Here is a 25,699-nt window from a genome sequence, read left to right as displayed (position 1 = left end):
TGCTATATCTCCAGTACCGCATGATCCCTAGTAAGCAAGGTTGCGCCCTGCGTGCCATTTGCAACCCATTGGGCTTGTATCTTTTCAAAGCCTCTGAAGCGGTTAAATAGCAGTGTTAAGCTTATGGTCAGCGACGCTGACGCATTGCATTGCCACGCATAGCTAAAACGAATGTCCTGATGTGTTGCATGGGCTGGCTCATCGCGCAGCGAATCCACCGCAGCGCCGTCGGCTATCTGTGCATCATGCGTGTGCCTTCGATGATTCGCAACCGTCGGGTCTGGCACTTTTTTCATTTTTTCTTCTGCCTGAAAAGGCAGTTCAATCTTAACCATCTGGATCTTGCAATCAGGTTGAAGGTCGATGATGTTGTTCGGTGAATGTAAGCTTTTTTCAACTAGGCTCAGCTGTTGCCATTGCTCCGCACTTTGCGGCCTGCGCTCGAAGCCCAGCATATTGGCAGCGGGGGTTTCAAAGTCAATAAGCAGTTTGCCATCGCCTGATAATATCGTCATTTGCGCCACACCATGGATGTGAGCCTCTGGGTTATGACGGTTTTCGGCAATTCCTTGTCGGCAGAAACAACACAGCCCAACGGTAACCAGCCCGAGTAAAGCCCGCATAAATTACCCTCAAATACGCTTGAATCGAAAAAACGCGGAAGCCAAGGCCTCCGCAAATACCCCGCTAGGGAGGGCGGGGGTACTTTCTCACATCATCAACTGCTAGTGATCGTGGCTCTCCGCAATGCCCAACCAAGTGATCATGGCAGGGGCATAATCCAGTTCGATTTCACTCGTGATGGCCAGTATATCTAAATCAACCACCACAATGTGCTGCGAGATGGGGTCTGCGACATAAACCGTGTGGCCGTTTTGTGCAAGGGTCATAGAAAACTTCATGCCCTCAGGCATTGCGCTCACATCGGCATCGGTAATTGCCAAACGTGCACCGTACGCCCAATGGGTATGATCACCGTCCTGATGAGGCTCGATTAAGGTCAGGTAACCTTGGTCGTCCAAAATCACAAACTGCTCAGCCTCATAAGCAAATTCACGCGCAACAGGTTTGGCATTTACCACAGGCTGCCAATCAATGAGCGTAATGTCTCCACGCGTTGGATCTACCGCAAAAAACTGGCTAACGCCGCCCGCACTCGCCGAGCCAATGAATTGGCCACTTGCCTCGTGCCCCCACAAGCTACCGATGCGAGCGCCGTCCAGCATCGTGTCTGGGTTAAGTAGCTTTTGCGCACTATAGGCATCTCCGCTCCCCTGCGTCGCCACTAAAACACCATCGCTACAACCAAATACCACGTGGGTTTCGTTTTGCGCAGCGCCGTGTAAGTTGGGGCACACCACATCAAGCGTTTGCTCTAGCGCATATTCACCATCATGCAGATGATAAACACCCACTAGATCTGGCAGTATTTTATTGGTCGATGTACTTTCGACATCATCGCGCCGCACGGTTGCTAACAGATGCTCGCCACGGGGTTTAGCCACGCCGTGCATCGGCACACTAAAATTTACCATCGCGGGGGTGCCCGCATCCGCAATCACTTGGTCGTCAAATACTTGAACCGCCGCATTGCTGCCGGCACCTGCATTGCCATCAAAAAACACCGCAACGTTGCCTTCAAACATATCGTAATGTGTCGGGCGGCTACCGTTCAAAGAGAAATTTGATAACACGGGCGTGGCTGTGTACTGATCAAAGTGATCGTCATGAGGCTCCTGCCACAAACCACCGTCGACAAAACCAACCGTATCGGCATTGCGCTCAATCAAGGCGGCAAAGCGGTAGCCACCGGACGCATAGACGGCACTTGGCAGTGCATCGAGGGGAATGGTGTTAATTAGATTCTTGTCATCTAAGTCAAACACTTGCGCTTCAATGCTTGCGGTATTCAGTACAAACAAGCGACCCGCCGTTTCAGCACCGTGATTGTGGCCATTATCCACACCGGGAATGGGCTCTTTTTCAACAATGGTGGTTTTGGCATCCCCACAACCGATGAGTGTGAGTGACGTACTTAGCGCGATGAAAAAAGCCAGGGGCTTAAGCGCCAGCAATTGTTTTTTTGTAACAGCGTGTTTCATGTTTTCTCCTCAGATAATATTTAAAGGCGTTAAATAAATGCCGTTTAACTGTGTTGCCTAGCTAGGGTGTATCACTAGAAAGTACCGCGCAGACCCAGCGTAAAATTCCGCCCAGGTAGCGGCGCTATATCTTTAATAAACGAGGCGTGAACGCGGGCTTCGGTGTCAGCAATATTCTCGGCCTTTAGAAAAATGGCCAATGTATTGGAGCCGACGGGTAACTGGTAGGTCACGCTTGCATTCAGCAAATCATAACCATCGGTGGGTGTTTCTAATGGTGCAGTTTTCGACTGCTCGGTGTAGTGCGTCCAATTCACGTTTGCGCTTATGCGCTCGCCGGTGTAATCCAGGTCAGCACCAAAACGCAGCGGTGGCGTTCTCGGTAAGTTGGTGCCATCGGTGAGCGCCGCATTCACGTAGTCCGAAAAAACGGCGGTTTTCCACCCATCGCTAAATTGCCAAATACCTTGCGCTTCAAAACCATAGAAATTTGCATCGGCGTGGCTATACACGTACACAGGCAGTTCATCGTCATGCACGCCCCCTACGTCATGACCATGGCTATGGCCATCATTGTGATCGTGGCCACTTTCGGCATAAAGCCCCGTTGCACTCTGGTAGTAATAGTTATTAATTTGGTTATAGAAGGCATTTAAAATAACACCCATATCACCCTCATATTTTCGAAAGGTGAGATCAATATTGTTGGATGCTTCCAATTCCATATCGACATCACTCAACTCAAAATGCGATTCACCATGCTCCTCGTGCGCGGTAAACAAAGCACCAATTTCATAAGATCGGGTACCTATATGGGGGCCGAAGGATAAAAGTTCCGACGCAGAGGGTGCCCGTTGCGCGTGTGAAAGAGAGATACCTAGGTTGTAGCCTGGGCTGAAATCCCATACCGCACCCAATGATAGGCTGACAGGCGTAAAATCATGCTCCACGGCAAATACACGGATGTCTTCAGCGGCATGACCGTTATTTCCAGCAACAGGGCTGTCATGATCGTGGACTACCAAGTGGGGTAGCAGTGCATTATCGGCGACGATGGTTAGGTGTTCGACGCGCGCACCCAGTTGCACTAACACATCGCCAATGTGCTTTTCTTCCATCAGTGCCATGGCGAAGGTTTCGGATCTTGACGCCGGTGTAAACGCCTCCTCACCTTCAGCCGCAACGTCACCACGTTTGTAATGGAAATTAATTCCGCCCTTCCAATGTGCCCACTCTTGATGAAACAGATCGACACGAAGCTCCGAGGTTTGATTGGAGAACCTTGTACCCACTAGCCCCTCTTCTACTTCAGCATGGGTGTAATCGGTATAGGCGGCACGCGTATGAATGGCGCGCAACCACGGTAGGTCAACATCCAACTCACTCAATAATTGATAGCGGTCCTGCGCCAAGTCTGCATAAACACGCTCTGGTGCTGCAGCTCCACTTTCATGACCGCCGTGACTATGGCCGGGAATACCGTATTCACGATCCAGCCGGCCAAGCGATACACCCACATAGCCATTGTCCAATAAATAGCTGGTGCCCAAGGTGTAACCCGTAGATTCTTCGGCACTGTTAGCAACCGTAAAATCACCTGTGTGTTGATCAGCATGGCCCTGCTCGGGCGCGACAGGCACGGTGTAATCATCTGCCTCACGCCAAAACCCATCGCCATAAAACGCGAAGCTATCGGTGCCTATCGTGGCATTGAAAGACGCTAGATTTTGGTGGTTGACAGACTCCCGGCTTAATAGAACTTCAGCGCGGGTTTCGGCATCCGTTGGCACGCGGTTATCCACCACGTTTACGACACCGCCAATGGCACCGCTGCCATAAAACAAAGTGGCCGGGCCGCGCAAAATTTCGACTTGCTGGGCGGTTGACACTTCCGCTGCCACCGAGTGATCTGGCCCCACGCGGGAAACGTCGCTCACGTCCAAACTATTTTGAGTGATTAACACACGTGGGCCACTTAAACCGCGAATAACCGGTGTGCTGGCCACATTGCCGTGAAAATTACTGTTCACACCTGGCTGCCGCACCAAGGTGTCGCCCAAGGTAGCGGCTTGCTGATTGCGTAAAGCGTCGCCGCTGAGCACGGCAACCGGTATCGCCGATTCGATAGCTGAGGCATGAATTGGCAAACCTATAACATCCACCTGTTCTATCACCGTTTTTGCTAAGGCGATCACAAGCGTCGTGCGCGCCTGGTCATCGAGGTGCACCATGCGATGACTAAAACCAGGGGCGGTGATATGTATTTCTTTTACATCATCATCCAAATTAAAACGGCCTTGGGCGTCGCTAGATAAGAATTTCTTCGAACTTTCTATTTCAATCGTTGCGCCCGCGATTGGGGCGCCCTGGTCATCCACAACTCTGCCATCGAGGGCGTGCGAATTCAGGCTGGCCAGCGCGATTGCCGCCGCCAAGAGTTTGTACTTCATGGTTTACTCCAAGGGTTAATCAAGTAGGTTTTTTGGACTTTTTACGGATCGTTAAGCAAAATCCAGCGTCAGCACCAATCGCGGTTCGGTGTCAGAGGCCGGCGGCGAGCGATGCACCAAACCGCGCCCGCTGTTGCCCTCCCAGGTTTCGCCTTTTAATAACGCCACGTCGCCAACGCGTAAATTTTCATGGCCAATATTGACTCGCGGGTTCAACGAAGCCTGTGATGATCGATGCATCTGCTCAGGCTTGTGCCATTGTGTACCTGCACCGGCATAGGTGCTGATCAGACGACAAGGCACCTGATCAACATGAAACTTGGGGCACATAGCCGTGCGTAAAACCGCCATGCGAAAACCAACCTGTTCCAACTCAAACAGGCAGCTAAACATCTCCACCACAACGGCGACGTCATCAATAAATGCCTGACGGCTAGTGGCTAATGGCAACTCTTTGCCCAACTGTTGCGCAACTTTCTCTGGCTGCTGAATAAAGCGCGTGCGCCAATGCGGCGACACAGCCATTAAATATTGGGCGTAGTGCGCGATGCTGGTGTTTAAATCGCGCTGCCAGATGGCAATATTGACGTCGGATCGATAAATTTCCGTTAAGGCACCTGGGTGAAAATCCACGGCCAAGGATAATGCTGCACTCATAGCGCCAAACTCCTAAACCTCTGCGGCAAAGCTTTCATCCGTGGACTCCTCTACCCATTCGGAAAAGGGATCGTCCAATGTTTGCCAATAAGCTTCACCCGCCACCAATTCTTCATCGGTTAATAGACATTGGTTCAGCGATTGAACAACGAGGTTTTGATTGAGGTTTTGGCCGATAAAAACCAACTCCTGACGCATATCACCAAAAGGTTCAAGCCAGCTTTTTTCAATCGAGGCAAGGGTGTCGGGATCTTCTGGCCATTGTGTTTTAGGCACAGCTTTCCAAAACAGTCCGGCAAAACCATAGCGCGCAATACCACCGGCCTGATTCCACTGCCCAGCAAATTCCGGCCGCGAGGCCAACCAGAAATAACCTTTCGATCGCAGCAGCTTGCCTTCAATGTGTTTACTGTGCAGAAAGTCAAAAAACTTTTTGGGATGAAAGGGTTTACGGGCGCGGTAAACAAAGCTGCTAATGCCGTACTCTTCCGTCTCTGGCACATGTTCGCCACGTATTTCTTTGAGCCAGCCCGGCGCTTGCTGGGCTTTTTCAAAACTGAATTTTCCGGTTCCTAACACTTCAGCTAAGTCGACCTCACCTTCGCACAGTGGCAAAACTCTTGCGTCTGGATTTAACGTGCGAACCACAGCTAAGACTTTCTTGGTGTGGGCTTTGCTGACTAAATCTGTCTTACTGACCAAAATCACATCGGCAAACTCAACCTGATCGATCAGTAAATCAGCCACTGTGCGCTCATCGCCGTCACCGAGATGTTCACTACCATCGTGTAAGTGGCGCGCGTGGTTGTAATCGGTTAAAAAATTGACTGCATCGACCACGGTTACCAGAGTGTCTAGCCTGGCGACATCCGCTAAACTTCGACCAAATTCATCGGCAAAGGTAAAGGTTTCAGCCACGGGTAGCGGCTCTGAAATACCCGTGGATTCAATCAACAGGTAATCAAACCGGCCCTCCTCTGCCAGCTTTCTAACCTCTATCAATAAGTCTTCCCGCAAGGTGCAGCAAATACAGCCGTTGCTCATTTCCACGAGTTTTTCTTCATGGCGATTCAAACTGATTTCGCTTTGTACCCTGGCAGCGTCAATATTGACCTCACTCATATCATTCACAATAACCGCCACACGGAGGTTGTCGCGGTTATGCAAAATATGGTTCAAGACCGTGGTTTTGCCGGCACCTAAAAAGCCCGATAACACCGTCACCGGTAAACGCGCCGATTTATCCACAACGCTTACAGCTTCAAAGTCGGGTAAAGGAAATGTCATCCATTTGCCCTCGCGCTTAACAGATGTCGATTCATCAAATGCGCGCCGATAATCGCTAGGCAAGAGGCAACAACCCAGTAGACCCCGCTGGCTTCTGAGGCAAACAACGCAAACAGCATCAATACCGCCGCCGCAATCGCCAAAAGCCCCGGCAACAAACGCTTATGCACACGCCAACCAGACGGGAAAGCCCAAAGAGCAATGAGCAGCATCGCCACACTCAACCAAAGGTGCATGGATTCACTGGATAGAATGGCAAAGCCAATAAACGACGTGCCCGTAGCGGCTAACACCGGCAAAAGCGCACAGTGGATTAAACAAAGCCCAGAACAGGCCGCACCCAAAACATCTCTCATGATTCAACACCTAGCCTTTACGCGCTAACGATATGATATACTGTATCATTAACAGATTAAGGTGCAAAACAGATTTTGTCTAGCGTAACCAGTTCGCATAATCGGGTGATACACAACCCCTGCCCGGCTAAAGCCAAACCCAACCTAAGGGCAAACAAAAGGCCGCCGATTCAAATAGAAATGGTGACAGCAGCGACGGCAAATGGGCTCATCGTCGGTGCGGCTGTGTGTGAAGCGACAGTTGCGTTAACGCGGTTTATTTAATGACCTAAAAACGGCCGACCCGTCGGCTTGCGGATTTTGCGAGTCAAAGAGAAAGGATTACAACAAGAGACAATGCTATGCATTGCCTCAGTATACGAGGTCATAGGGCGGCTTGGTTTGCACGTGAATGTTCATGGTCATTGCGCTGGGCATGCGGTCGGTGCGGTAGCCAAGCACCACCGGCGCATCGGTGCTGCGGCTACAAATCCACTGATCCCGAGCGTCATTTATCGGTATGCAATGGGCATCTAACGGATTGGCAATGGCAAACTCAGTAGCCGACATCGCATCGCTGTAATTAAATAAAGCCACCCAATTGCTAGGCGTCTTACCCTTCGGCGCCAAACCAAAGAACACACCCTGCAACGTATAACCACAGCGCTCGGCACTGCGATCCGGCACCGGAATACTGACCTCGTAGTTACCATCAAAAACCTCAGCCACCCGCGCCTCAGCACTATAGCGACGCCCCCAGCCGGCAAACAGCGACCAGTTTTCACAACCGATACCATCCTTGCCAGCAAGATAGCTCGAGCTAAAGGTTACACTCAGCGAAGGATCAATCTTCCCACGCACAACCAGCTGAGGCTCGCCCGGAAAAAGTCGGGAAAAAACACTCAGATCACTGAGCACAATCAAGACGGCCAAGCCACCCAAAATGAGCAAAAGGTGTTTACCAATAGGTTTGCGGGTAATGTCCATATAAAAGCTTCTTGCGAAAGTTGGAAGAGCATATCTGAAGCTTGTTGGGAAAGCTTCTGGACAGAAGGTAATGGGCGGGCAGCTGCCTATGATCTTGAATTTTGAAGTTAGGGCAATTATTTACAAATGCTTATAAACGTAATAGCTTCGAAGCCTATACTTCCAAGCAATTTTAGCCCCCCCTCCTTTAAAGCCACGAAAGCCATGATCGATTTTAAGAATGACAAAGAAAAAGCGCTACTTGTAGAATTTGCGTCGAAGTTCGACGATAAACGTGCTCTCCAGCTAATAGAGAGCGGCGCTCAAAGCGCCTCCGATGCCGCCCACTTAGCAAAGCTCTATTGGTCGATAGTGGACAACACCTTGGATCGAGACATTGAGCCGCTTTTAGAAAAAGTTTATACGACGTTGCATATTCACTGCTGGAATGAGGGTTTTGAGACTGCATGGGAGAAGGAAGCTTCCCAGTAGGAACTCATCTAGTCAATGACACTCTTCGGCCAATGCCAAAGCGCCCTTAATAGGCTTAGTCATCGCTCGCCTCACAATCCATTACCTCTGAGGAGTTGCCGAAATAGCGAATCTTCTGATCCTCTAGCACACCCGGTGCGGCACGCATAACCTGTTGGCCTTTTTCGCTGGTCGCGTCAAAATTCACAGGATCAAATTGTTCACATTTCGATAATTCAAGCAGCCCCATTTTTTGCTCTTCAAGATAGCGTTCAAAAAGTGCCAACGCTTCTTGCATGCTGGTAGCCGGCACAACCGCCGTACCAATCATATACTCAGAGCCATCGTCATTCATTGGCGACAGTTCGTCCAGACTTGCTTTGTGATCAATCAGCCAAGCTGAAATAATTTCCATTCATTGACCACTATGTTACTCGCCTTTTGTCAGTAAAGACCGAAAAAATAGCTAAACACATATCATATAACATGGTTATTGACTGTTCATTGCTGAATCTTAGTCTGATAACAATAGCTTGGAGTAGGCCCCCAATCAATCCACCCTACTACCGGCCGAAAGCATAGCTTTGTACCAAGATTTTGATATAACATACTTCAACACCAACTATCATCGACTAGTTATCTTGCCCTCAAAATGGCAAACCCATAGATTTAGATAGCCATAGTTAAACGGAGTTAATTATGCCAGTTCCAGCCAACCCCAAGCGTTTCCATGAAATGGACAGAGTCGAGCAAAAAATTCACTCCGTCAGCCAAAAAACTCAACTCACGCAAATTGACTTGGCTATTGTTGCCGCTGTAGCACAGGTAGAGACCGTTTTAGATAAATATCGTTATAGTGCCGATGATATGACTCGCAAAGAACGTCGAGATGAAGAACACCAATCCAAACGCTTGAGTGAATTCCTCGAATCTAGTGGTGATCACAAACCGCACCCTTTGTGCCACGCCCATGCCATTGTTTCTGGCGCGCACAAAAGTGCGGCGACCGCACGAGCAATTCTCGCCTTTTACAAACTCAGAATTGACGATCCCTACAACGGTTGTTGGCTACCGGAAAATACCGCCGCCAAATCAAAGATGCCACGCTCCCTTAAACACGCTGTGCCCCACAGCAGGATTCATCGCCACAACTACTATTTTTGGCTCGCTACGCTGATCAACATGAACAAGGTCAAAGCAGCAGACGATGTAAAATACACCCTTAAAACCATAGGCCTACAGCTGCAAGCTGGCGCGCAACCGGATTACGTTATGCTCAAAAAAGGTCAGGGGATACCCGCATGATTTATCGTATTCACCCAGACGTGAAGCATTATCAATTATTTCACCTAGACGCAGATCAGGTTGAAGCCACACTCGGTGAAGACTGCCTAATCTATATGGACTCCCGCCCCACTCACTACCTGTCGCACTGGAAATCACTGGAGATAGAATTTTACGACGCCTATGAAGGTATGAGTCAAAAATCAGCGACTAAGCCTCTGCCTGATATCATCAGCGATAACAACGGAAAATTATTTTTAAGCGATGAAGCCTATCAATGCCTAAAGGAACTATTGACAGGCTGCGGAGAATTTTTACCCGTGACTTTCGGCCAGATGTCAGGCGTTCTTTTTAACCCACTTGCTTTAGCCGAAGAGACTAACGCCGTCGATATATCCCTAACGGTCCGCGACAAATGGGGTAATCTGAACAACCTCGCTTTTCACGAAAACAATCTTAAACACCCTTTATTTAGGACTGAGCAAGATAGCTTTAGGGGTGTTTATTGTACGGAGCAACTAAAAATGGTGATTGAGAAAAACGAGTTTACCGGATGTATTTTTGCGATTGATTTGGCTGATAAACCGCCGGCGGATGGGACGGCTGAGATGGGTAGCGTTAACTGATTGGGTGAGTGGTGTAAGCGGCGAAATGGAAATGTAATTAATGAAACAATTTGATCAGATAGAATTAAGCTGTGCTGATTGGGTTTAATTCTTATTTGACCCTGATATTTATTAAAATAAGTGACTGCATTGAACCAAGTTCTTATAAAAAAGCTAAACGGGTCAACCACAATAGTTTAATGCAAACAACGCATTCCACTGAACGGCCTTCGCTAGATTACGACTGCTTAATCTTGGATGCGTAATGCCGACAAGACGGCAATTTCATCGATGGTACACACATGCTAAGTAGCGATTGAACCGATGACAGGAAAAACCACTGACCAATTCTCAGCTGGCGAGCAAGCTTTGGGATACATCTATCAAGCGCGTCTCGCCCTGCTACAACTTCTCCAATTGCCGGAAGACACTGCCATCTTCCTGGAAAAGGACGACGATCTCGACTTCATCGACGACGAGGGAGGCAAGTCCTTGGCATCACTTAAACACAAGGCGATTGGCGATAGCTTGACCAACCTTTCGGCGGATTTCTGGAAGTCCGTCAACATCTGGCTTACGCGGTACAAACGGAATGGCCGTGCCACTTCGAATCTGCGGTTCTTTCTGTTCACCACCGGCACAGTGTCGAAAAGCTCGTTCCTAGCCCGTCTTCTTCCCGATCAGCCCGTCGCCACCGGCGATGAGACAACGCTGACCGAACTTGCCGATGCCGCGCTTGCCGAATCGACATCAAAACTCATCTTGCCAATCGCCACAGCTTTCAACGAGCTGAGCGATCCCGATAAACAGGATTTTCTCGAACGCATCACAATTCTCGATGGCAGCCCACGCATCGGGGACATCCCGGCGCTAATAAGGAATAAGCACATGAGAAGCATTCGACGCGAGCACCGCGAATTCATCTTCGAGCGAATGGAGGGCTGGTGGACCAATGCCGTGATCCAACAGTTGACTGGCGCGAGGCCCGAAGGGATCTTCGGTAACGAGGTATCGGACAAACTCTCAAACTTCGCCGAGGAATACAAGGCAGATAACCTGCCTATCACCTTCCGTGGAAAAATGCCCTCTCACGAGATCGACACTGATACTGACCCGCGCCTGTTCGTGGCGCAATTGCGCGAGATCGGCATTTCCTCGAATCGGATCAGGAGCGCGATTCTGGATTACTACCGAGCGTTCGATCAACGGTCAGCCTGGGCGCGCGAGAATCTGCTCGCGTTGGGAGAGGTCGAGGAGTATGAAGACCGCCTCGCCGATGAGTGGGGTCGCTACAAAGATGTCGTTTTCGAGAAGCTGAATGGTGACAGCGGGGAAGAGGCACTACGCGAAGCCGGCTCCACCCTCTATAACTGGGCAGAATTTGAGACAGGGAAGATCGAATCTCTCCGCATCCGCGCACGGGTGGCGGAGCCATACGTCCTTCGCGGAAGCTTCCACATCCTAGCGGATGCCACGCCAGAACCCAAGGTGTATTGGCATCCCAGATTCCTCGATCGCCTCGGCAAAGCGCTGGGGGTGACCCCGTGAAGCGATGGGATCAGCGCCCCTTCGAGATTCGGAACCTGTTCAACCCCGCTTTCTGCGGCCTTGTCTTGTCCCGCGCATTGAACGGATATGAGGAAGGAGACGCACGCGGCATGCCATTTTCCCTAACACTGCTTGTCCTGCCCCTCTGCCTGCACAAGGATTCGCGCGAGGCGATAGCAAGCAGTCCACGTAGCTATCTAATCAAGACTGCAGAGAGGAACCAGCAGATTATGGTGGGCTTCGCCGACCGAGTCACTCAGATGCTGCCGTATGCGTTCGAGGGTTTTGGGCTGCTGATGGAAAGGGGCTGCATCACAGTAGCGGAAGACGGTCGTATCAAGACCGTGCCCAAGAAAGTGCGCAAGGCCCTTAATGGAACCGCTGAAACCGTCGATTGCCAGAAAGTAGCTCGCATTGTCGGAAAGGAATTCGCACGCATCGCCGACCGGGCGACTGTTTACACAACTTTCGGGATTCGACCATGAAAATCAGATCTATCCATGTCTACAGCCATGATGGTCAGCGCCGTGATCTTGGGTTTAAGGTAGACGGACTCAATGTTATCACCGGTCGCTCCTCCACCGGCAAGTCCGCGCTCTCGGACATCATCGAATACTGCATGGGACGTTCCTCGTTCAACGTCCCCGAAGGCATCATCAGCGACAAGGTGGCCTGGTTCTGCGTGATCTATCAGTTCGAGAAAGAACAGATGCTGGTAGCCAAACCGACCCCGCCTAGCGGTGGAGCTAGTTGCAGCACGGTAATGTTGCGAAGGGGGCCAAAATTGCAGGCGCCCGAGTTCAGGGAGTTGATGGTAAACACTGACGATGACAGTATCGTCGAATTGCTGTCACGCCTGCTCGGCATTCCCGAGAATCGCACCCAGGTTGCACTTGAGCAAAGCCGCGATAGCTACGACGCGAACGTCAAGCACACTTTCTACTACCTGTTCCAAAAGCAGGGGCTAGTCGCCAATAAGGACCAACTTTTCTATCGACAGAATGAGCAGTTCCAGCCGCAGGCGATCCGTGACACGCTGCCGATCCTGCTCGGGGTCTCCTCGAATGACCGCTATGAGCTGGAATCTAAGTTGCGTATAGCGCAACGAGATATGAGAATCAGCAACAAGAAGCTGGAGAAGGCGCGCGACGCCGTCGGCACATCGCATGAGCAAGCTATCGGCCTTTACTCGGAAGCAAAGACTGTTGGGGTCATCGGAAACACAGACGAGAATCAAAATGCTGAGGGAATCATCAATGCATTGAGGTCAGCACTGTCGTGGAACCCCGAAACAGTGCCGGACGACGATGGCAGTCGCGTTTCGCTTCTAGAGGATGAGATTGCCCAGTTGCGCCAGGATCGCCGCGACGCTCAGGCCCGGCTCGACGCCGCGCGACAGTTCGCTAAACGTGCAGGCGGCTACGAAAGTGAAGCAGCAGAACAAATAAACCGGCTCGCCTCAATCAATGCGCTGCCGAAGAACCCCGACAGCGGTGAGTGGCAATGGCCGTTCAGCGAACGGAATTTGGCGCTGGAGTCCCCTCTCGCCGTTGTCCTACTCAACGAATTGGAATCACTCGAAAAGGAATTGCGCATCGCCACCGGCCAGCGCCCTAAGCTTGAAACCTACCTAGCGGACCAGACCGGCAAGGCGGATGGAATAGCGGGACATATCAAGCAGAAGGAAGCAGAACTGTCCGCGGCGATCTCGGCCAACGAAGTTATCGCCCAAATGGGTAACCGCAACAACGCGGCCGCGCGCGTGGTCGGCCGTATCAGCCTTTTCTTAGAAACACTTCTCCCGAATGAAGACCTTGCCAAACTGGAAGCTGAGAATCGTCGTCTTACCAATAAAGTTAAGCAGCTTGAAGAACAGATTGGCGCCGACGACAGCAACGAGCGCCTGACCTCGATCCTAAGCAACATCTCCGCAAAGGCGTGGCGATACATCCAGAAGTTCAACGCCGAATTTGCGCCTTACCCTGCACGACTCAACCTGCCGCAGCTGACGATCATCTTCGATCGGCCGGGGCGCTCTGTGCCCATGAGTCGGACCGGCGGCGGCGAAAATCATCTGGCCTATCATCTGTCGGTGCTACTCGCCTTACATCTGTACGCGGCGGAGAACAACTGTCCGATCCCGCGCTTCTTGCTGATCGACCAACCTACTCAAGTCTACTTTCCGTCCGAACAAACTTACAAAGATGCCGATGGTTCGGTGCAGAACACCGAAAAGGATGCCGATCTCGATGCAGTGCGTCGGCTGTTCGAGTTGCTGCTTAAGTTCACCCAAGAAGACGTCCCTGGCTTCCAATTGATCGTCACTGAACATGCGAACCTACGCGAGCAGTGGTTCCAGGATGCGCTGGTCGAGGAGCCGTGGACCAAGCCACCCGCGCTGATTCCAGAGGATTGGCAAGACCAGTGATCCATGTCCTGTGCCGCCCCTCACTTTCATTGGAGAGCCCCTTTTTTCGAGCCGCTGCGTTTTACGCCCTGCATTTGGACTTAATATGGACTTAAATTTCAGGCACAAAAAAGCCCGCGTTATTAGCGGGCCTCTAAGTCGTTGATTTATTCCCAAGTTCGGCTACGAAGTACCGCCTTTGGGGCCCCTTGCGAAGTGGTGAGAGGAGGATGAATTTTGGAGGGCAAATGGGTAGGACACCCATTTGAGCGACGTTCCGACATGGATGGCGGGTCGCCGGCGACCTTCAAAATTCGCCCGGAGAGAACGAACCCGTTAGGGCGCGCAGCCGGGGTGGATTTCTTTTGGTTCGTTTTCTTTGGCCACACAAAGAAAATGAACAAGTATCTAATGGCGCCACGCATGGTTAATTGGGCGGGATCATCAGGTAAAGCGCCAACCCCCTGCGCTCGGGGAAACCTGCATAATGAACATGCTTGTGCCACACCGCCTGCGGGATGGACTCGCACCCTACGGGGCCGGCCAACAATCATAGATTGCTGTCGTTCAGCTGCGCACAAAGCCGTGCTTTGTAAACGCTTGCTTCACCCTGTGCTCGGGCCTGCGGCCCAATGGCTGAAAAACGCCATTGCCCAAAATTGCTCCCAGCAATTTTGTGAACCGCTATCTGCGATTCTCACCCGCATAGCGCCAGCCATAAAAAAACCCCCGCGTTTTCACGCGAGGGTTTTTAATATGGTGGAGCTATGCGGGATCGAACCGCAGACCTCAACACTGCCAGTGTTGCGCTCTCCCAGCTGAGCTATAGCCCCAAATTTGGGTGGCCTTCTTGCGAAAGCGGGGCGCATTGTATCACCCCGCCTTTGCCTGTCAAGCTTTATAAATCAAAACCTTATGAAGACTTTTAGCGTTTAAAGAGACTCGGTTTTGCCCAGCTGTTCGTAGGCCTTTTCGAGCTTTTTCGCCTGTTTTTTGCCGATTTCACCAAATACGCTGTTCAGCGCATGGCGCAGTCTCGCTCGGCTCATATCAGGCCCCAGTAAGGTCATGGAGTCCATCACGGAAAAAGACGCGGTGGTGCCGGCTATGGCAATGAACAGTGGCGTTAAAAAGTCTTTAACCTTGATATCCATTTGCGTGGCCAGGGTTTTCAGCTCGTTAAAGATGGCATCTCTGTTCCAGGGGCTCAGAGTTTCTAGGCGCCACAGGGCGAATTGCAGCACGCTCTTGAGCTGGTCTTCGTCCATTTTAACCTCGGCAAAGCTGGCCGGTGTCAGAGGCAGCTGACCGGCGGCCATGAAGCTCATTAACGGCGCGAAGTCGGTGAGCTTGTTCATGCGGGTTTGCGCGTGGGGCAAGAGTGCCGCTAGGCGCTCGCTGTTGAACATCCACTGGTGTAGGCGCTCAGCTAGCTGCTCGAGGCTTAAATTCTCGCGAATCCACATACCATTGAGCCAATCGAGCTTTTCCACGTCAAAAATCGGCCCGCCGAGGGAGACGCGATTGATGTCGAAGTTATCGATCATGTCTTGCAGGGTAAATTTCTCGCGCTCGTCGGGCATAGACCAGCCCATGCGACCAAGGTAGTTCAGTAGGCCTTCTGGCAAGTAACCCATGTCCTTGTAATAAAGGATGCTGGTTGGGTTTTTGCGCTTGCTGAGTTTTGATTTATCGGGGTTGCGCAATAGCGGTAGATGACACAATACCGGCATTTCCCAGCCGAAGTATTGGTACAACAACTTGTGCTTTGGCGCCGAGTTAATCCACTCTTCGCCGCGCAAGACGTGGGTGATGCCCATTAAGTGGTCGTCCACCACGTTGGCCAGATGATAGGTGGGTAAACCGTCGGACTTCAGCAGTACTTGGGCATCCACCTGCCCCCAATCTAGCTCGATGGTACCGCGCAATAAATCGTCGACGGGGCAAGGGCCCTCGCCTTCGGGCACCACCATGCGAATCACGTAAGGCATGCCTGCCGCTTCGCGCTTAGCCACTTCTGCTGAGTCTAAGGCCAATTCACTCGGCTTAATGGCGGCAAAACCACCCTGCTCGCGCCGCGCCTCGCGCAGCACATCAAGCTCTTCGGGGGTGCGGTAGCATTTGAAAGCATGGCCTTTGGCCAGCAGCTCATCACAGTATTTCCGGTAGATGTCGCTGCGCTCGCTTTGGCGATAAGGGCCGTGAGGGCCACCTACATCGGGGCCTTCGTCCCAATCGAGGCCTAGCCAACGTAAACTATCGAGAATAGCCTGTTCCGATTCGGGGGTGCTACGCACTTGGTCGGTATCTTCGATACGCAGTAAAAACTCGCCGCCTTGGCTTTTGGCAAAGCAGTAGTTAAACAAGGCAATATAGGCAGTACCAACGTGCGGATCGCCGGTCGGCGATGGCGCAATACGAGTGCGAACAGTCATGGGGCTAGTTTCCGATCTGTGCTAACAATTAGGTTCAGCCACTGAAAATGGCCGGGTGCGGCATTATACGCATTTTGTGAACGGCATCGACAATGACTAATCAGTCACAAAAAAACACGGCCAATATTTTGACAAGAGTCTCCGTGACTCTTAGTATCCGCGCACAACGCCAATTGACCGTCATGGAAGTTAGAGTCAGGTTCACAAAAGTAGCTTCTACTTATCTTTTTGACATAAAAACTTGCCCTAAATTACGCAATTTTTACGTTCTTCATCTAACCTGTTTCTTAACATCAAACGAGAGAGTACGACTATGAAAAAAGCCTTACTTGCGACGGCGGTTGCTAGCATGGCAACGGCCTTGGCAGTTAACGTCAATGCAGCCGATATTCGGTGGAACGGCTTCGCTTCTATTACTGGCGGCATTAGCACCAGCGAAGCGGAGCGCGATGATGGCCAAGAGCTTCGTCTCTACGGCTATGACGATGACTTTAATTTCCGCCCAGAGTCAAAACTAGCGCTGCAGGCCTCTAGCAACCTAGGTAACGGCCTTTCGGTAACCGCGCAAGCCATTGCTCGCGGCTCTGATGACTTCAACGTCGAAATGGAATGGGCCTTCGTGTCCTACGATTTCGGTGAATCTTCGCGTATTAACGTCGGCAAACTGCGTATTCCTTTTTACCAGTATTCAGATTTCTTAGACGTCGGCTACGCCTACCCTTGGATTCGTCCACCAGAGTCAGTATACGACTTGTTCTTCTCCACCATGGAAGGTGCAAACCTTCAGTTTAATGGTGCGATGGGCAGCTGGGACTCGGGCTTACAGCTGGTTATGGGCCGTACTGCAAATGAACTTATCATTTCAGGCCTAGAGTCAAACGCAGATCTGCGCAACTTAGTTGGTGGTGCATGGACCATTAACAATGATTGGCTAACCTTGCGTGCCGCCTACTTTCAAGCGGATACAACGATTGGCAACACCTCTCTAGATTTTCTAGAGACAAATCTCGCAGGCGCAGGCTTTGCCAGCCAAGCTGACGCCTTTGCGGTAAGAGATGACAAAGGGTCATTCGTAGGTCTTGGCTTTAAAGTTGATAAAGCCGGTTGGTTATTTGCTGGTGAAGCCACGCAAATTAAGGTAGCTGATAGCTTCATTGCAGACCAAGACTCTGCCTACCTGACCATTGGCAAAACCTTTAATGACCTGATGTTCCATGTCACCTATGAAATTCAAGAAGATACGCGTGTAGAGGGAATCACTGACGGCATACCGTTCCCTACAAACACCGGGCTTGACCTCTTAGTTGGAGGAGCTGAGGCCGCAGCAGATTCATCTGAAGGTACCAACGACACGGTCACAGTAGGCATGCGTTACAACTTCCACCCTTCTGCCTCTTTCAAAATCGACTACTCAATTCGTAGTTACGATACCGATGGCGGCAATGAAGTGGATGGCGACGCAAGCACATTGCGCTTCTCAATTGACTCAGTATTCTAAGGGAGGATTAACATGAAAAAGTTTTTCACCAAGAAGATTGCCTCCCGTTTAGTGTTTGCTGCCACAGTGCTAATGAGCTGTGCAGCATGGTCTGGCGTGGCGGTAGTGGTTCACCCTGGTAACGCTAACAGCATGAGCGAAGACGATATTTCTCGCGTATTTCTAGGCAAGAAAAAGTCTTTCCCCGATGGCTCAGAAGCGATACCTGTGGATCAAGCCGACGGCTCTGCCAACCGTAGCGCTTTTGTTTCTACCGTTCTGAAAAAGAACGATCAGCAAATCAAAGCTTACTGGGCTCAGTTACTTTTCACCGGTAAAGGCACACCTCCGAAAGAAGTGGGCGCTAGCGCTGACGTGAAAAAGTTGATCGCGCAAAACCCATCACTGATCGGCTATATCGATACAGCCGATGTGGATGCAAGCGTAAAAGTTGTGTTCCAGTTCTAACTGGAACCGACTAAAAAAGGGCAGCGTTTTCGCTGCCTTTTTTTATTTTAAAATCCACTCTCCCGCCAAACCAAACCTACTCAACCCCTAAAGCTGTTGCGCTGACAAACGTTATACCTCGATAATTTCTCGAGGCAGATACAGTGAAAATGTGCTGCCCTCACCTAAGCAAGATTCAAACTCGATTTTCCCACCCAGCATTTTAGCCCACTGCTGACTCAACATTAACCCAAGGCCCGTACCTGTCGCGCGGTGCTGATTTACGCCTCGGGTATAGGGCTCAAAGATTAGGTCGCGCTCTTCATCGGCGATGCCCAACCCCGTATCCACAACTTTAACTTGCAACCACACTCCCTGTGTAACCCAACTTATCTGCACCGACCCCCGCTTGGTAAACTTGAGAGCATTGCCGAACAGATTAACTAATATGCGACGCAAAAGGCCTTTATCGGTTTTAATCATCAAGGTCTTATCGGAAACATTTTGAAAACTAACATCAGCGTTCACTAAGCTAGCAAGATCGCCCATCAAAACGTTTATTTGCACGTTTAGGTCTAAGTACTCTTTATGTATTAGCAGTTCAGACTCATTCGCCTTCGCCACATCCAACAAATTATTGACCAGCGCCAACATATCTTGACCGTTCGCCAAAACCCGTTGTAATGCATCTTCGCCGCGTGCGTCTATCCCCTTTCCTTGGCCAAGCTGCTTGATCAGCATAGCCGTAAAGCCATTGATGGCGTTTAGTGGCGTCCTCAGTTCATGGCTCATCGAGGTAAAAAATGCTGTCTTTTTTCGCTCTGCGGTGACGGCCTTTTGCTCTGCCTGAATTCGTGCCTTTACCTCCTCGTGCAAACTATCGATAGATTTTAGCAATGTCGATTCAGACAGCTCCACCTGACCAATCAAGCCCATTAGGGATAAAACCACTGCAACACCTTGCATAAGCTGCTGAAGCCGATCTTGCCAATACTGAAAAGCGGGTAGCGTCAGATTGGGCGCGTTAAATCCCAAGAATTCAAAACCCCAAAGCAAACCGAAAGCCAGCAGCGTAAAAAAAATCCAGTGTTTCGCCGCGCCCATACCACCCATGACACCGGCAATAAGAGGAATATAAAGCAACCAGGCAGAGGCCACACTGCCGAGCCCGCCATTGGTTAAGCAAGCCGTAAGGATAGCGACCGAAGCGCCCAACATGCTGAGATGCAACGCCGCGCCGCGAGCGGGCTTGTGGTAAGCCAAAAAAAGCCCTAAAAGGGTTAAGCTCCAAGCCACAGACAAGCCCCATACGCGGTACTCAATCCACTGACGTACAGCCATGAATAAAAAGACAAAAACGAGAAAAGAAACCAACCACTGACTTTTGCGCAATAAGCTTAATTGACGTGCTTCTACCGCAGACAAGGTTGCCGGGTCATCACCTGCGTAAAGTGCCCACCGAATAAACGCTGCCAATATCAACCTCCTTTTATCATCTGTAGAAAGCTTAGCTTATGCCGCACACTTCACCGGTGACGACAACAGTAGCAGCAGCGGCCCGACAACGGTATTATGCACAGCCGTCCTCCAATACCCTATGATCATGCTTTTATTTGTCGACAACCTGACCAACGTAGACTTTAGCTACCTGCACACCGAGCGTGGCATGTTAGGTGAAACGTGGCTCGCCAGCGCATCACTCGAAGGCGCACTCGATGAACAGGGCATGGTGTGTGATTTTGGCGACGTGAAACGCCTACTGCGCCACTTCCTCGATAAAGAACTCGATCACTGCCTACTGGTGCCTACATTAGCACCAAACCTAACGATCGAGCAGCAGGACGACTACATTAGCTTAACCTGGGCTTACGGCACGGATAAACAGCTGAGCTGTAAATCGCCTGCGCAGGCGATAGCGCTGATAGAAACCACGGAAATCACGCCAGAAAGCGTTGCAACTTGGTGCATAGCTCAGCTCAAACAACATTTTGCCGACTCGATTGCACGACTGGACATCAGCTTCGCCGACGAGACTATCGATGGCGCTTTCTACCATTACTCTCATGGCCTTAAAAAGCACGCGGGCAACTGCCAACGCATCGCCCATGGCCATAGATCGAGAATTAACATTTGGCTAGATGGCGCAAAAGCGACGCACTTAGAAGCAGATTGGGCCAAGCGCTGGGAAGACATTTACTTAGGCTCGGACGAGGATCTGGTCAAAAGTGACCAACATCTGCACTTTGAATACGTCTCTGCTCAGGGCCCGTTTGAACTGAGCATGCCAAAAAGCCAGTGTTATATGATCAACACTGACACCACAGTAGAGTGGCTTGCACAACACATCGCCAACACCTTAGCGCAGGAAAACCCTGGCAAGACAGTGCGCGTACAAGCCTTTGAAGGCCTGCATAAAGGCGCCATTGCAGAAGCGAAAACATAACCGCTTCTGCGACACCCGCGGTGTGCACCAAGACTTTACGACAAGCCCTAAGCACACACACCCATACACGCCATTAAGATAGCTAGCGCTCAGTTTGAGGCTGGCTTATTTTATCCACGATAACAGCACAAGCGGCATCACCGGTAATATTCAAAGCCGTGCGAATCATGTCGAAAATTCGATCGAGGGCAAACAACAACGGCAAGCCTTCGATGGGAATACCCGCGGCCAGCAATACCGCCACCACCAGAAACGATGGCCCAGGTACGCCCGCCTGACCAATCGCACCCAAGGTAGCGGTAAAAATGATTGCCAGATACGCAGGCAAGCCTAAGTCCACGTTGAACACCTGGGCAAAAAACACCGCCACTAAGCCGTAATAAATCGCGTTGCCGCTCATATTAATGGTTGCACCCAGAGGCAACACAAATGCTGCGGTCGGCTTGGACACTTTTAGCTCTTCCTCAACCACCTCTAAGGTAACCGGCAAAGTGGCCATTGAAGAGGATGTGGACAGCGCTACCGCTTGTGCCTTTTTCATCTTGGCCAAAAACTCGAGCGGAGACTGATCAGAAAATAGCTTAATCAACAATGGGTAAACGCCAAAGCCAAAGACCAAAATGGCCAGCACGTACACAATAAACAGATTCATCACGAGGCTTAACATGGCAAAGCCGAAGGTGCCCACAGCATCGGCCATCAAGCCAAATACACCTAAAGGCGCCAACCACATGACCACATTAATCATCCAGATAAAGGCGCTAACCAAGGTATCTAAACCGGCCATCAAAGGCTTGCGATTGGCCTCTGGCTGGCGCGACAGGGCAACACCGAGAAACAGGCAAAACACCATAATTTGAAGAATATTGCCCTGATTCAGCGCCTGAAAGATATTGGTCGGAATCATGGCCAGCACCGTGTCGACGAAACCGGGTACGCCGCCCTTGTCGGCCAGCTCATTGGAAAATAAGTGTTGCGCCGCGCTAAGGTCTACGCCCTCGCCCGGCCTAAATAGCTCGCCGGCGAGCAAGGCCAAGGCCACCGCAAGCGCCGACGTCGCCATAAAAAAGCCAAAAGTAGCTAAACCCAATTTGCCCGCCGCTGAGCTACCGCCTAAATTTGCGGCACCCGATACGATGGCGATGGCAATCAACGGAATAACCAACATCTTAATTAAGTAGATAAACAGGTCTCCTAAGGGCGCAAACATGGATGCCGAGGGCCCCATAATTGCGCCGACGACTGTTCCTACAACCATTGCGATGACCACCTGCACGCCTACATTGGTCATTGCGCTCTTAAAACCCGCCATGTGCACCTCTAATTTAAGTGTGTATTGTTATCTAGCTTATAGGACGAATGCTTGCCGTGTTTGCCCAATGGGGAAATGCGATATCGCCAAAGGGGTTCTTACTATCGACATTGGCCGGCTGAAACGCCGAGTACCCGAACTAGGCTGTCGCTTCGGCACCCTAAATCAACTGAAAAGCGCTGCTCAATCGAATTCAAAGGCTATTGCCCTGCATAAGTGCATACGCATGAACGCGCAGGAACTACCGTCCAACCCTCCTCCATACAAAAAAACCCCGCTCTGACGAGCGGGGTTTTACTTGTAATGGCGGAGAGGGGGGGATGGATGGGGCTTAACGCCCCACCCCTTCGGGGCGCCTGCGCTTTCGCTTCGGCGTCCTAAAACGGCTGAAAAGCGCCGTTTTAGTCGAACCCGCGGGGGTTCTCAACCAACCCCTGCTCCGCACAAATAAAAAAAGCCCCACTCTCTCGAGTGGGGCTTTTTTTATTTGTAATGGCGGAGAGGGGGGGATGCGCGGCGCTGCGCTTGCGGGTCTCCGCTTCGCTCCGGCTCGAACAGGGGTTCTCATCCAACCCTTCTACCCCATACAAAAAAACCCCGCTCTGACGAGCGGGGTTTTACTTGTAATGGCGGAGAGGGGGGGAGACTAAGCCAACCACCCTTTAACCCCAGACACCGCGTATTATCTAGCGCTCAGCCAGCATTTGTGTCAACATTTGTGTCAACATTGAAGGAACGAGCACCGATGTCAGACACAAAACACCTCATACAGCGCCGTGGCATTTGGCTGTTCAATTGGCGCGTTCCGTCTGACTGTAAAGACGCGTTCGACGGCAAGACCTATCTCACCAAGAGCCTGCAAACGCAAAGCTTACGGGAAGCACAGCACCGGAGAAACATAGCGTTAGCTGAGTGCTCAAAGGTCGTAGAGGAAGTAAGAAGCGCCCACGCTGGTGATCCCAAGGCACTCTTCAGGCTTCACCTTGAAAACATGAAGAAAACAGACCACGAAGACTTAGCGGCTGCTTGGTCAGCGGTGGAAGACAAGACACCAACTGATCCCTTTGATATCAGTTTCAAGGAAGCTCTTAAGGTCGAATACCTAGGGCACGTCTCAGAGCTGGTAAAGTGCAGCCTAAAAGACACACTGAAGGCCTACCTAGAAGATCGAGGTAACGCACGTTCTCGCTCTACTGTTTTGAAAGTCAACCGAGCCGTTAAAGTGTTTTTAGAGTACATAGGCAAGGACGACATCACCATTGAGGCCGTGACTCGCAAAACCGTTAAGTCCTTCATTAAGGACACTGGTAAACATCGGAAGAGTGCCACAGTCAAAGGCATAATCTCCATGCTATCTACCTGTGTAAAGGTTGCTATGGATGATGGTCTAATACCGGATGACTACCCTAACCCATTTGAAAGACACACTATCAAAGGCGGTGATCAAGAGTCCTATGACATGTTCCCGCCAAACAAGCTCAAAGCGATTTTCGAGCTAACCGAGAAGTATAAAAATCATCCAAAGCTTTACCACCGCTACTACATGCCAAGGCTTGGCTACACGACAAGCTGCCGCATTGAAGAGCTAGCGTCACTACAACGTGCGCAGGTTTTAGAAGAGAATGGCATACTATATTTTTGGATCGCACATAAAGACCGAGCGACCTACAAAGGTAAGACCGTTAACGCTATGCGAAAAATCCCGATACACAGCACCCTCGTTGAGGACATTAGGGCGTTACGTGACTCTGGCTCATCAGACCTCCTCTTCCCTATCCTAGAAAGTAAGCGACGAGATGGAAAATGCGGAGACAAGTACAGCAAACAGTTTGGCGAATTTAAGAGAAAAGAACTCGGGATATCAGAGAGAAAACAAAGCTTCCACAGCTTTCGTGTACACCTGAGCACTGGCTTTGAACGCGCAGACGTTCCAGAAAACAGAGCCGTATGGATAATGGGGCACACTAGAAACCTAAGCCTGTCCTATGGCCTCTACAGTAAAGGGCCGAGCTTGGAGCAACTAAAGGCTGACATTGAGAAAGCTGTTGTCTGGCCATAAGTTGAATTAGCTATATCAATAATCCTAGCGTTATCGACTTTCATTAAAGTAAGAACCAGAATAACTTAATAGACCTTTAAGTTGGAATATTCAACCCTAGCATTTTGATTTATCATTGCTTACAAATATCAGCTTTTACCTGCGCAACTTATTTTCGAAAATATTGACGCGATGTGTTATATAGTCACCGACCCTGAATTTAACTGTAAGAGATGAGAATGAAACCATATCAAGCGATCACTCTGTTACCGATTATTGTCGTATTGATCGCCTGTGCACCACCCGCATACTTACAACCCTCTATTGAACAGGGCAATATTGCTTACATTACTGTTTCAAATGAATCTTTAGAAGATCTAAGCATGGCGCGATATAAAAAGCCTGCCAGCTGCGAAGAGCCTGAATGGCTTTTAGATGATATTTTTATTAAACCAAAAACAGAAAGGGTCGTTCGGTTTTTAGGAAATGAACTTCAAACACTCTTATTTACACGAGGCTCGCGAAGTTCGCTAAATTACAAAACAGATCAATTAGAGTGGTGCTATATCGCAATTTCATTTACCCCACTAAAGGATGACCACTTTAAATTTGTAGCGAAAAGCGAATTAGATAAGTGTGTTGTTCAGACATTCGAAAGGAACGACTTAGGCCATTGGTTTGCCAGTAATAAAATGGTAAAAAGAAAAACAGACGATTTCAGCTTTTACGAAAACTCGCCATGTGGCGATGAAATTTAAAAACGCACCTAAGTATCCCTGAGGGTTCTGATATTCCCGAAAATAGGGCTGCAAGGATAATGAGGCACACCAGAAACCTTATCCTTCCCTATGGTCTATACAGTAAAGGACTGAGCTTGGAACAACCAAAGGCTGGCATTGCGAAAGCTGTTGTATAGCCTTAGGTTAGACATTAGTGAATATAAAAAATACACACTATTACCGTAAAAACAAAGCATGTTAAGCCATTCATATTTACCTTACCTATTGCTGTAACCTCAGTAATTATCCGATAAAAATAGTTTTCCCAAATAATCTATAGATAAATAGTGAGTATATTTACTAGTGAGTCAACAGAAATCTCTTCGCCGAAAAAGTAAAACTAATAAGCGATTAAAGACGACTCACGAAATAATCAACACATGCTCCTCTATCGAAGTCCAACCGCTCAACCACATCCGTTACAGGCCGCCCCAGCCCAAGCAGGGCGACAATCCTGATGGAAGCACGGCCAACACCGAAATGATGATTTAGACGCCAAACTTAAAACTGAGCTAGCGCACACCTGTAGCTATATGGGTACTCAAAACACTCTCAAATACTAGGCGAGTATTTAAATACCCTCTTGCGAGAAAATTTTGGTGGCATACCGTTTAAAAATAAGTAATTCTAACCCAATATTTGACAACTCCTTCAGA

22 protein-coding genes and 1 tRNA gene are annotated in these 25,699 nt (G+C 50.1%); 11 read left to right on the top strand and 12 right to left on the bottom strand.

Annotation, left to right across the window (positions count from 1 at the left end; all coding sequences use genetic code 11):
• Nucleotides 1-2: 2 nt before the first annotated feature.
• The 7 genes from ACGHTT_RS06950 to ACGHTT_RS06920 form a co-directional block, all read right to left on the bottom strand.
• Nucleotides 3-623 carry a DUF2796 domain-containing protein gene (locus tag ACGHTT_RS06950; protein WP_390594353.1) on the bottom strand — a complete coding sequence of 207 codons (621 nt, stop codon included), beginning with the start codon at nucleotides 621-623 and terminating at the stop codon, nucleotides 3-5.
• A gap of 102 nt (nucleotides 624-725) precedes the next feature.
• Nucleotides 726-2,102, bottom strand: a complete 1,377-nt coding sequence (locus tag ACGHTT_RS06945; RefSeq protein WP_390594351.1) for a 5-methyltetrahydrofolate--homocysteine methyltransferase — start codon at nucleotides 2,100-2,102, stop codon at nucleotides 726-728.
• A 74-nt stretch (nucleotides 2,103-2,176) separates the two neighbouring features.
• Nucleotides 2,177-4,552, bottom strand: a complete 2,376-nt coding sequence (locus tag ACGHTT_RS06940) for a TonB-dependent receptor (protein ID WP_390594350.1) — start codon at nucleotides 4,550-4,552, stop codon at nucleotides 2,177-2,179.
• A gap of 51 nt (nucleotides 4,553-4,603) precedes the next feature.
• Nucleotides 4,604-5,209: a DUF1826 domain-containing protein gene (locus tag ACGHTT_RS06935; protein WP_390594348.1), complete on the bottom strand. Its 606-nt coding sequence runs from the start codon at nucleotides 5,207-5,209 to the stop codon at nucleotides 4,604-4,606.
• A gap of 12 nt (nucleotides 5,210-5,221) precedes the next feature.
• Nucleotides 5,222-6,496, bottom strand: coding sequence for a zinc metallochaperone GTPase ZigA (zigA, locus tag ACGHTT_RS06930; protein WP_390594345.1), 1,275 nt, complete (start codon nucleotides 6,494-6,496; stop codon nucleotides 5,222-5,224).
• Entirely contained in the window at nucleotides 6,493-6,852 is a 360-nt protein-coding gene (locus ACGHTT_RS06925) for a MerC domain-containing protein (RefSeq protein ID WP_390594344.1), read from the bottom strand. Before ACGHTT_RS06925 ends, zigA begins: the two co-directional genes overlap by 4 nt.
• Before the next feature lie 351 nt (nucleotides 6,853-7,203).
• Nucleotides 7,204-7,818 carry a hypothetical protein gene (locus ACGHTT_RS06920; RefSeq protein WP_390594343.1) on the bottom strand — a complete coding sequence of 205 codons (615 nt, stop codon included), beginning with the start codon at nucleotides 7,816-7,818 and terminating at the stop codon, nucleotides 7,204-7,206.
• Nucleotides 7,819-8,022: 204 nt separating this feature from the next.
• On the opposite strand from ACGHTT_RS06920, the gene ACGHTT_RS06915 reads away from it, so the two are divergent.
• Nucleotides 8,023-8,289, top strand: coding sequence for a hypothetical protein (locus ACGHTT_RS06915; RefSeq protein ID WP_390594342.1), 267 nt, complete (start codon nucleotides 8,023-8,025; stop codon nucleotides 8,287-8,289).
• Between the two features lie 55 nt (nucleotides 8,290-8,344).
• Here ACGHTT_RS06915 and ACGHTT_RS06910 read toward each other — a convergent pair whose 3' ends face one another.
• Nucleotides 8,345-8,683 (bottom strand): hypothetical protein, encoded by a 339-nt coding sequence (locus ACGHTT_RS06910; protein ID WP_390594339.1) that lies wholly within the window; start codon nucleotides 8,681-8,683, stop codon nucleotides 8,345-8,347.
• A gap of 284 nt (nucleotides 8,684-8,967) precedes the next feature.
• On the opposite strand from ACGHTT_RS06910, the gene ACGHTT_RS06905 reads away from it, so the two are divergent.
• The 5 genes from ACGHTT_RS06905 (at nucleotide 8,968) to ACGHTT_RS06885 (ending at nucleotide 14,133) form a co-directional block, all read left to right on the top strand.
• On the top strand, nucleotides 8,968-9,573 hold the full coding sequence (locus ACGHTT_RS06905; RefSeq protein WP_390594338.1) for an AHH domain-containing protein: 606 nt from the start codon (nucleotides 8,968-8,970) through the stop codon (nucleotides 9,571-9,573).
• On the top strand, nucleotides 9,570-10,178 hold the full coding sequence (locus ACGHTT_RS06900; RefSeq protein ID WP_390594337.1) for a hypothetical protein: 609 nt from the start codon (nucleotides 9,570-9,572) through the stop codon (nucleotides 10,176-10,178). The genes ACGHTT_RS06905 and ACGHTT_RS06900 overlap by 4 nt, the downstream gene beginning before the upstream one ends.
• A 303-nt stretch (nucleotides 10,179-10,481) precedes the next feature.
• Nucleotides 10,482-11,705, top strand: a complete 1,224-nt coding sequence (locus ACGHTT_RS06895; protein WP_390594336.1) for an ABC-three component system protein — start codon at nucleotides 10,482-10,484, stop codon at nucleotides 11,703-11,705.
• On the top strand, nucleotides 11,702-12,190 hold the full coding sequence (locus tag ACGHTT_RS06890) for a three component ABC system middle component (RefSeq protein ID WP_390594335.1): 489 nt from the start codon (nucleotides 11,702-11,704) through the stop codon (nucleotides 12,188-12,190). Before ACGHTT_RS06895 ends, ACGHTT_RS06890 begins: the two co-directional genes overlap by 4 nt.
• Complete coding sequence (locus ACGHTT_RS06885; protein ID WP_390594334.1) at nucleotides 12,187-14,133, top strand: DUF3732 domain-containing protein; 1,947 nt, start codon at nucleotides 12,187-12,189, stop codon at nucleotides 14,131-14,133. The genes ACGHTT_RS06890 and ACGHTT_RS06885 overlap by 4 nt, the downstream gene beginning before the upstream one ends.
• A gap of 736 nt (nucleotides 14,134-14,869) precedes the next feature.
• Here the strand turns inward: ACGHTT_RS06885 and ACGHTT_RS06880 are convergent.
• Nucleotides 14,870-14,945: transfer RNA gene (locus ACGHTT_RS06880), tRNA-Ala, on the bottom strand.
• A 99-nt stretch (nucleotides 14,946-15,044) separates the two neighbouring features.
• Entirely contained in the window at nucleotides 15,045-16,547 is a 1,503-nt protein-coding gene (gltX, locus tag ACGHTT_RS06875) for a glutamate--tRNA ligase (protein ID WP_390594333.1), read from the bottom strand.
• Nucleotides 16,548-16,860: 313 nt separating this feature from the next.
• On the opposite strand from gltX, the gene ACGHTT_RS06870 reads away from it, so the two are divergent.
• Nucleotides 16,861-18,045 carry a hypothetical protein gene (locus tag ACGHTT_RS06870; RefSeq protein ID WP_390594332.1) on the top strand — a complete coding sequence of 395 codons (1,185 nt, stop codon included), beginning with the start codon at nucleotides 16,861-16,863 and terminating at the stop codon, nucleotides 18,043-18,045.
• 12 nt (nucleotides 18,046-18,057) lie between these two features.
• Entirely contained in the window at nucleotides 18,058-18,492 is a 435-nt protein-coding gene (locus ACGHTT_RS06865; RefSeq protein ID WP_390594331.1) for a phosphate ABC transporter substrate-binding protein, read from the top strand.
• Nucleotides 18,493-18,603: 111 nt separating this feature from the next.
• Here the strand turns inward: ACGHTT_RS06865 and ACGHTT_RS06860 are convergent, their stop codons facing one another.
• On the bottom strand, nucleotides 18,604-19,947 hold the full coding sequence (locus tag ACGHTT_RS06860) for a sensor histidine kinase (protein WP_390594330.1): 1,344 nt from the start codon (nucleotides 19,945-19,947) through the stop codon (nucleotides 18,604-18,606).
• A 127-nt stretch (nucleotides 19,948-20,074) separates the two neighbouring features.
• Between ACGHTT_RS06860 and ACGHTT_RS06855 the strand changes: the two genes are divergently transcribed.
• The gene (locus tag ACGHTT_RS06855; RefSeq protein ID WP_390594986.1) at nucleotides 20,075-20,914 is read left to right on the top strand and encodes a 6-pyruvoyl tetrahydropterin synthase family protein; all 840 of its coding nucleotides are present in this window, start codon (nucleotides 20,075-20,077) and stop codon (nucleotides 20,912-20,914) included.
• A gap of 82 nt (nucleotides 20,915-20,996) precedes the next feature.
• Here the strand turns inward: ACGHTT_RS06855 and ACGHTT_RS06850 are convergent, their stop codons facing one another.
• The gene (locus ACGHTT_RS06850) at nucleotides 20,997-22,226 is read right to left on the bottom strand and encodes a dicarboxylate/amino acid:cation symporter (RefSeq protein ID WP_390594328.1); all 1,230 of its coding nucleotides are present in this window, start codon (nucleotides 22,224-22,226) and stop codon (nucleotides 20,997-20,999) included.
• A gap of 745 nt (nucleotides 22,227-22,971) precedes the next feature.
• Here ACGHTT_RS06850 and ACGHTT_RS06845 point away from each other — a divergent pair.
• Both ACGHTT_RS06845 and ACGHTT_RS06840 read left to right on the top strand, forming a co-directional pair.
• Nucleotides 22,972-24,285 carry a DUF6538 domain-containing protein gene (locus ACGHTT_RS06845; RefSeq protein WP_390594327.1) on the top strand — a complete coding sequence of 438 codons (1,314 nt, stop codon included), beginning with the start codon at nucleotides 22,972-22,974 and terminating at the stop codon, nucleotides 24,283-24,285.
• A gap of 218 nt (nucleotides 24,286-24,503) precedes the next feature.
• Complete coding sequence (locus ACGHTT_RS06840; RefSeq protein WP_390594326.1) at nucleotides 24,504-25,022, top strand: hypothetical protein; 519 nt, start codon at nucleotides 24,504-24,506, stop codon at nucleotides 25,020-25,022.
• Nucleotides 25,023-25,699 lie beyond the last annotated feature (677 nt).

It is taken from the genome of Simiduia litorea, assembly GCF_042853465.1.
Classification (GTDB): Bacteria; Pseudomonadota; Gammaproteobacteria; order Pseudomonadales; family Cellvibrionaceae; genus Simiduia; species Simiduia litorea.
This window is presented reverse-complemented; position numbering and strand designations above follow the sequence as displayed.

Excerpts from the sequence above, each read along its gene's own strand:
- zigA (WP_390594345.1), bottom strand. The coding sequence starts at position 6,496 with ATGACATTTCCTTTACCCGACTTTGAAGCTGTAAGCGTTGTGGATAAA.
- ACGHTT_RS06900 (WP_390594337.1), top strand. The coding sequence starts at position 9,570 with ATGATTTATCGTATTCACCCAGACGTGAAGCATTATCAATTATTTCAC.
- ACGHTT_RS06885 (WP_390594334.1), top strand. The coding sequence starts at position 12,187 with ATGAAAATCAGATCTATCCATGTCTACAGCCATGATGGTCAGCGCCGT.
- ACGHTT_RS06870 (WP_390594332.1), top strand. The coding sequence starts at position 16,861 with ATGAAAAAAGCCTTACTTGCGACGGCGGTTGCTAGCATGGCAACGGCC.
- ACGHTT_RS06845 (WP_390594327.1), top strand. The coding sequence starts at position 22,972 with ATGTCAGACACAAAACACCTCATACAGCGCCGTGGCATTTGGCTGTTC.
- ACGHTT_RS06940 (WP_390594350.1), bottom strand. The coding sequence starts at position 4,552 with ATGAAGTACAAACTCTTGGCGGCGGCAATCGCGCTGGCCAGCCTGAAT.
- ACGHTT_RS06925 (WP_390594344.1), bottom strand. The coding sequence starts at position 6,852 with ATGAGAGATGTTTTGGGTGCGGCCTGTTCTGGGCTTTGTTTAATCCAC.
- ACGHTT_RS06945 (WP_390594351.1), bottom strand. The coding sequence starts at position 2,102 with ATGAAACACGCTGTTACAAAAAAACAATTGCTGGCGCTTAAGCCCCTG.
- ACGHTT_RS06895 (WP_390594336.1), top strand. The coding sequence starts at position 10,482 with ATGACAGGAAAAACCACTGACCAATTCTCAGCTGGCGAGCAAGCTTTG.
- ACGHTT_RS06865 (WP_390594331.1), top strand. The coding sequence starts at position 18,058 with ATGAAAAAGTTTTTCACCAAGAAGATTGCCTCCCGTTTAGTGTTTGCT.
- ACGHTT_RS06920 (WP_390594343.1), bottom strand. The coding sequence starts at position 7,818 with ATGGACATTACCCGCAAACCTATTGGTAAACACCTTTTGCTCATTTTG.
- ACGHTT_RS06850 (WP_390594328.1), bottom strand. The coding sequence starts at position 22,226 with ATGGCGGGTTTTAAGAGCGCAATGACCAATGTAGGCGTGCAGGTGGTC.
- ACGHTT_RS06905 (WP_390594338.1), top strand. The coding sequence starts at position 8,968 with ATGCCAGTTCCAGCCAACCCCAAGCGTTTCCATGAAATGGACAGAGTC.
- ACGHTT_RS06840 (WP_390594326.1), top strand. The coding sequence starts at position 24,504 with ATGAAACCATATCAAGCGATCACTCTGTTACCGATTATTGTCGTATTG.
- ACGHTT_RS06855 (WP_390594986.1), top strand. The coding sequence starts at position 20,075 with ATGCTTTTATTTGTCGACAACCTGACCAACGTAGACTTTAGCTACCTG.
- ACGHTT_RS06910 (WP_390594339.1), bottom strand. The coding sequence starts at position 8,683 with ATGGAAATTATTTCAGCTTGGCTGATTGATCACAAAGCAAGTCTGGAC.
- ACGHTT_RS06950 (WP_390594353.1), bottom strand. The coding sequence starts at position 623 with ATGCGGGCTTTACTCGGGCTGGTTACCGTTGGGCTGTGTTGTTTCTGC.
- gltX (WP_390594333.1), bottom strand. The coding sequence starts at position 16,547 with ATGACTGTTCGCACTCGTATTGCGCCATCGCCGACCGGCGATCCGCAC.
- ACGHTT_RS06915 (WP_390594342.1), top strand. The coding sequence starts at position 8,023 with ATGATCGATTTTAAGAATGACAAAGAAAAAGCGCTACTTGTAGAATTT.
- ACGHTT_RS06935 (WP_390594348.1), bottom strand. The coding sequence starts at position 5,209 with ATGAGTGCAGCATTATCCTTGGCCGTGGATTTTCACCCAGGTGCCTTA.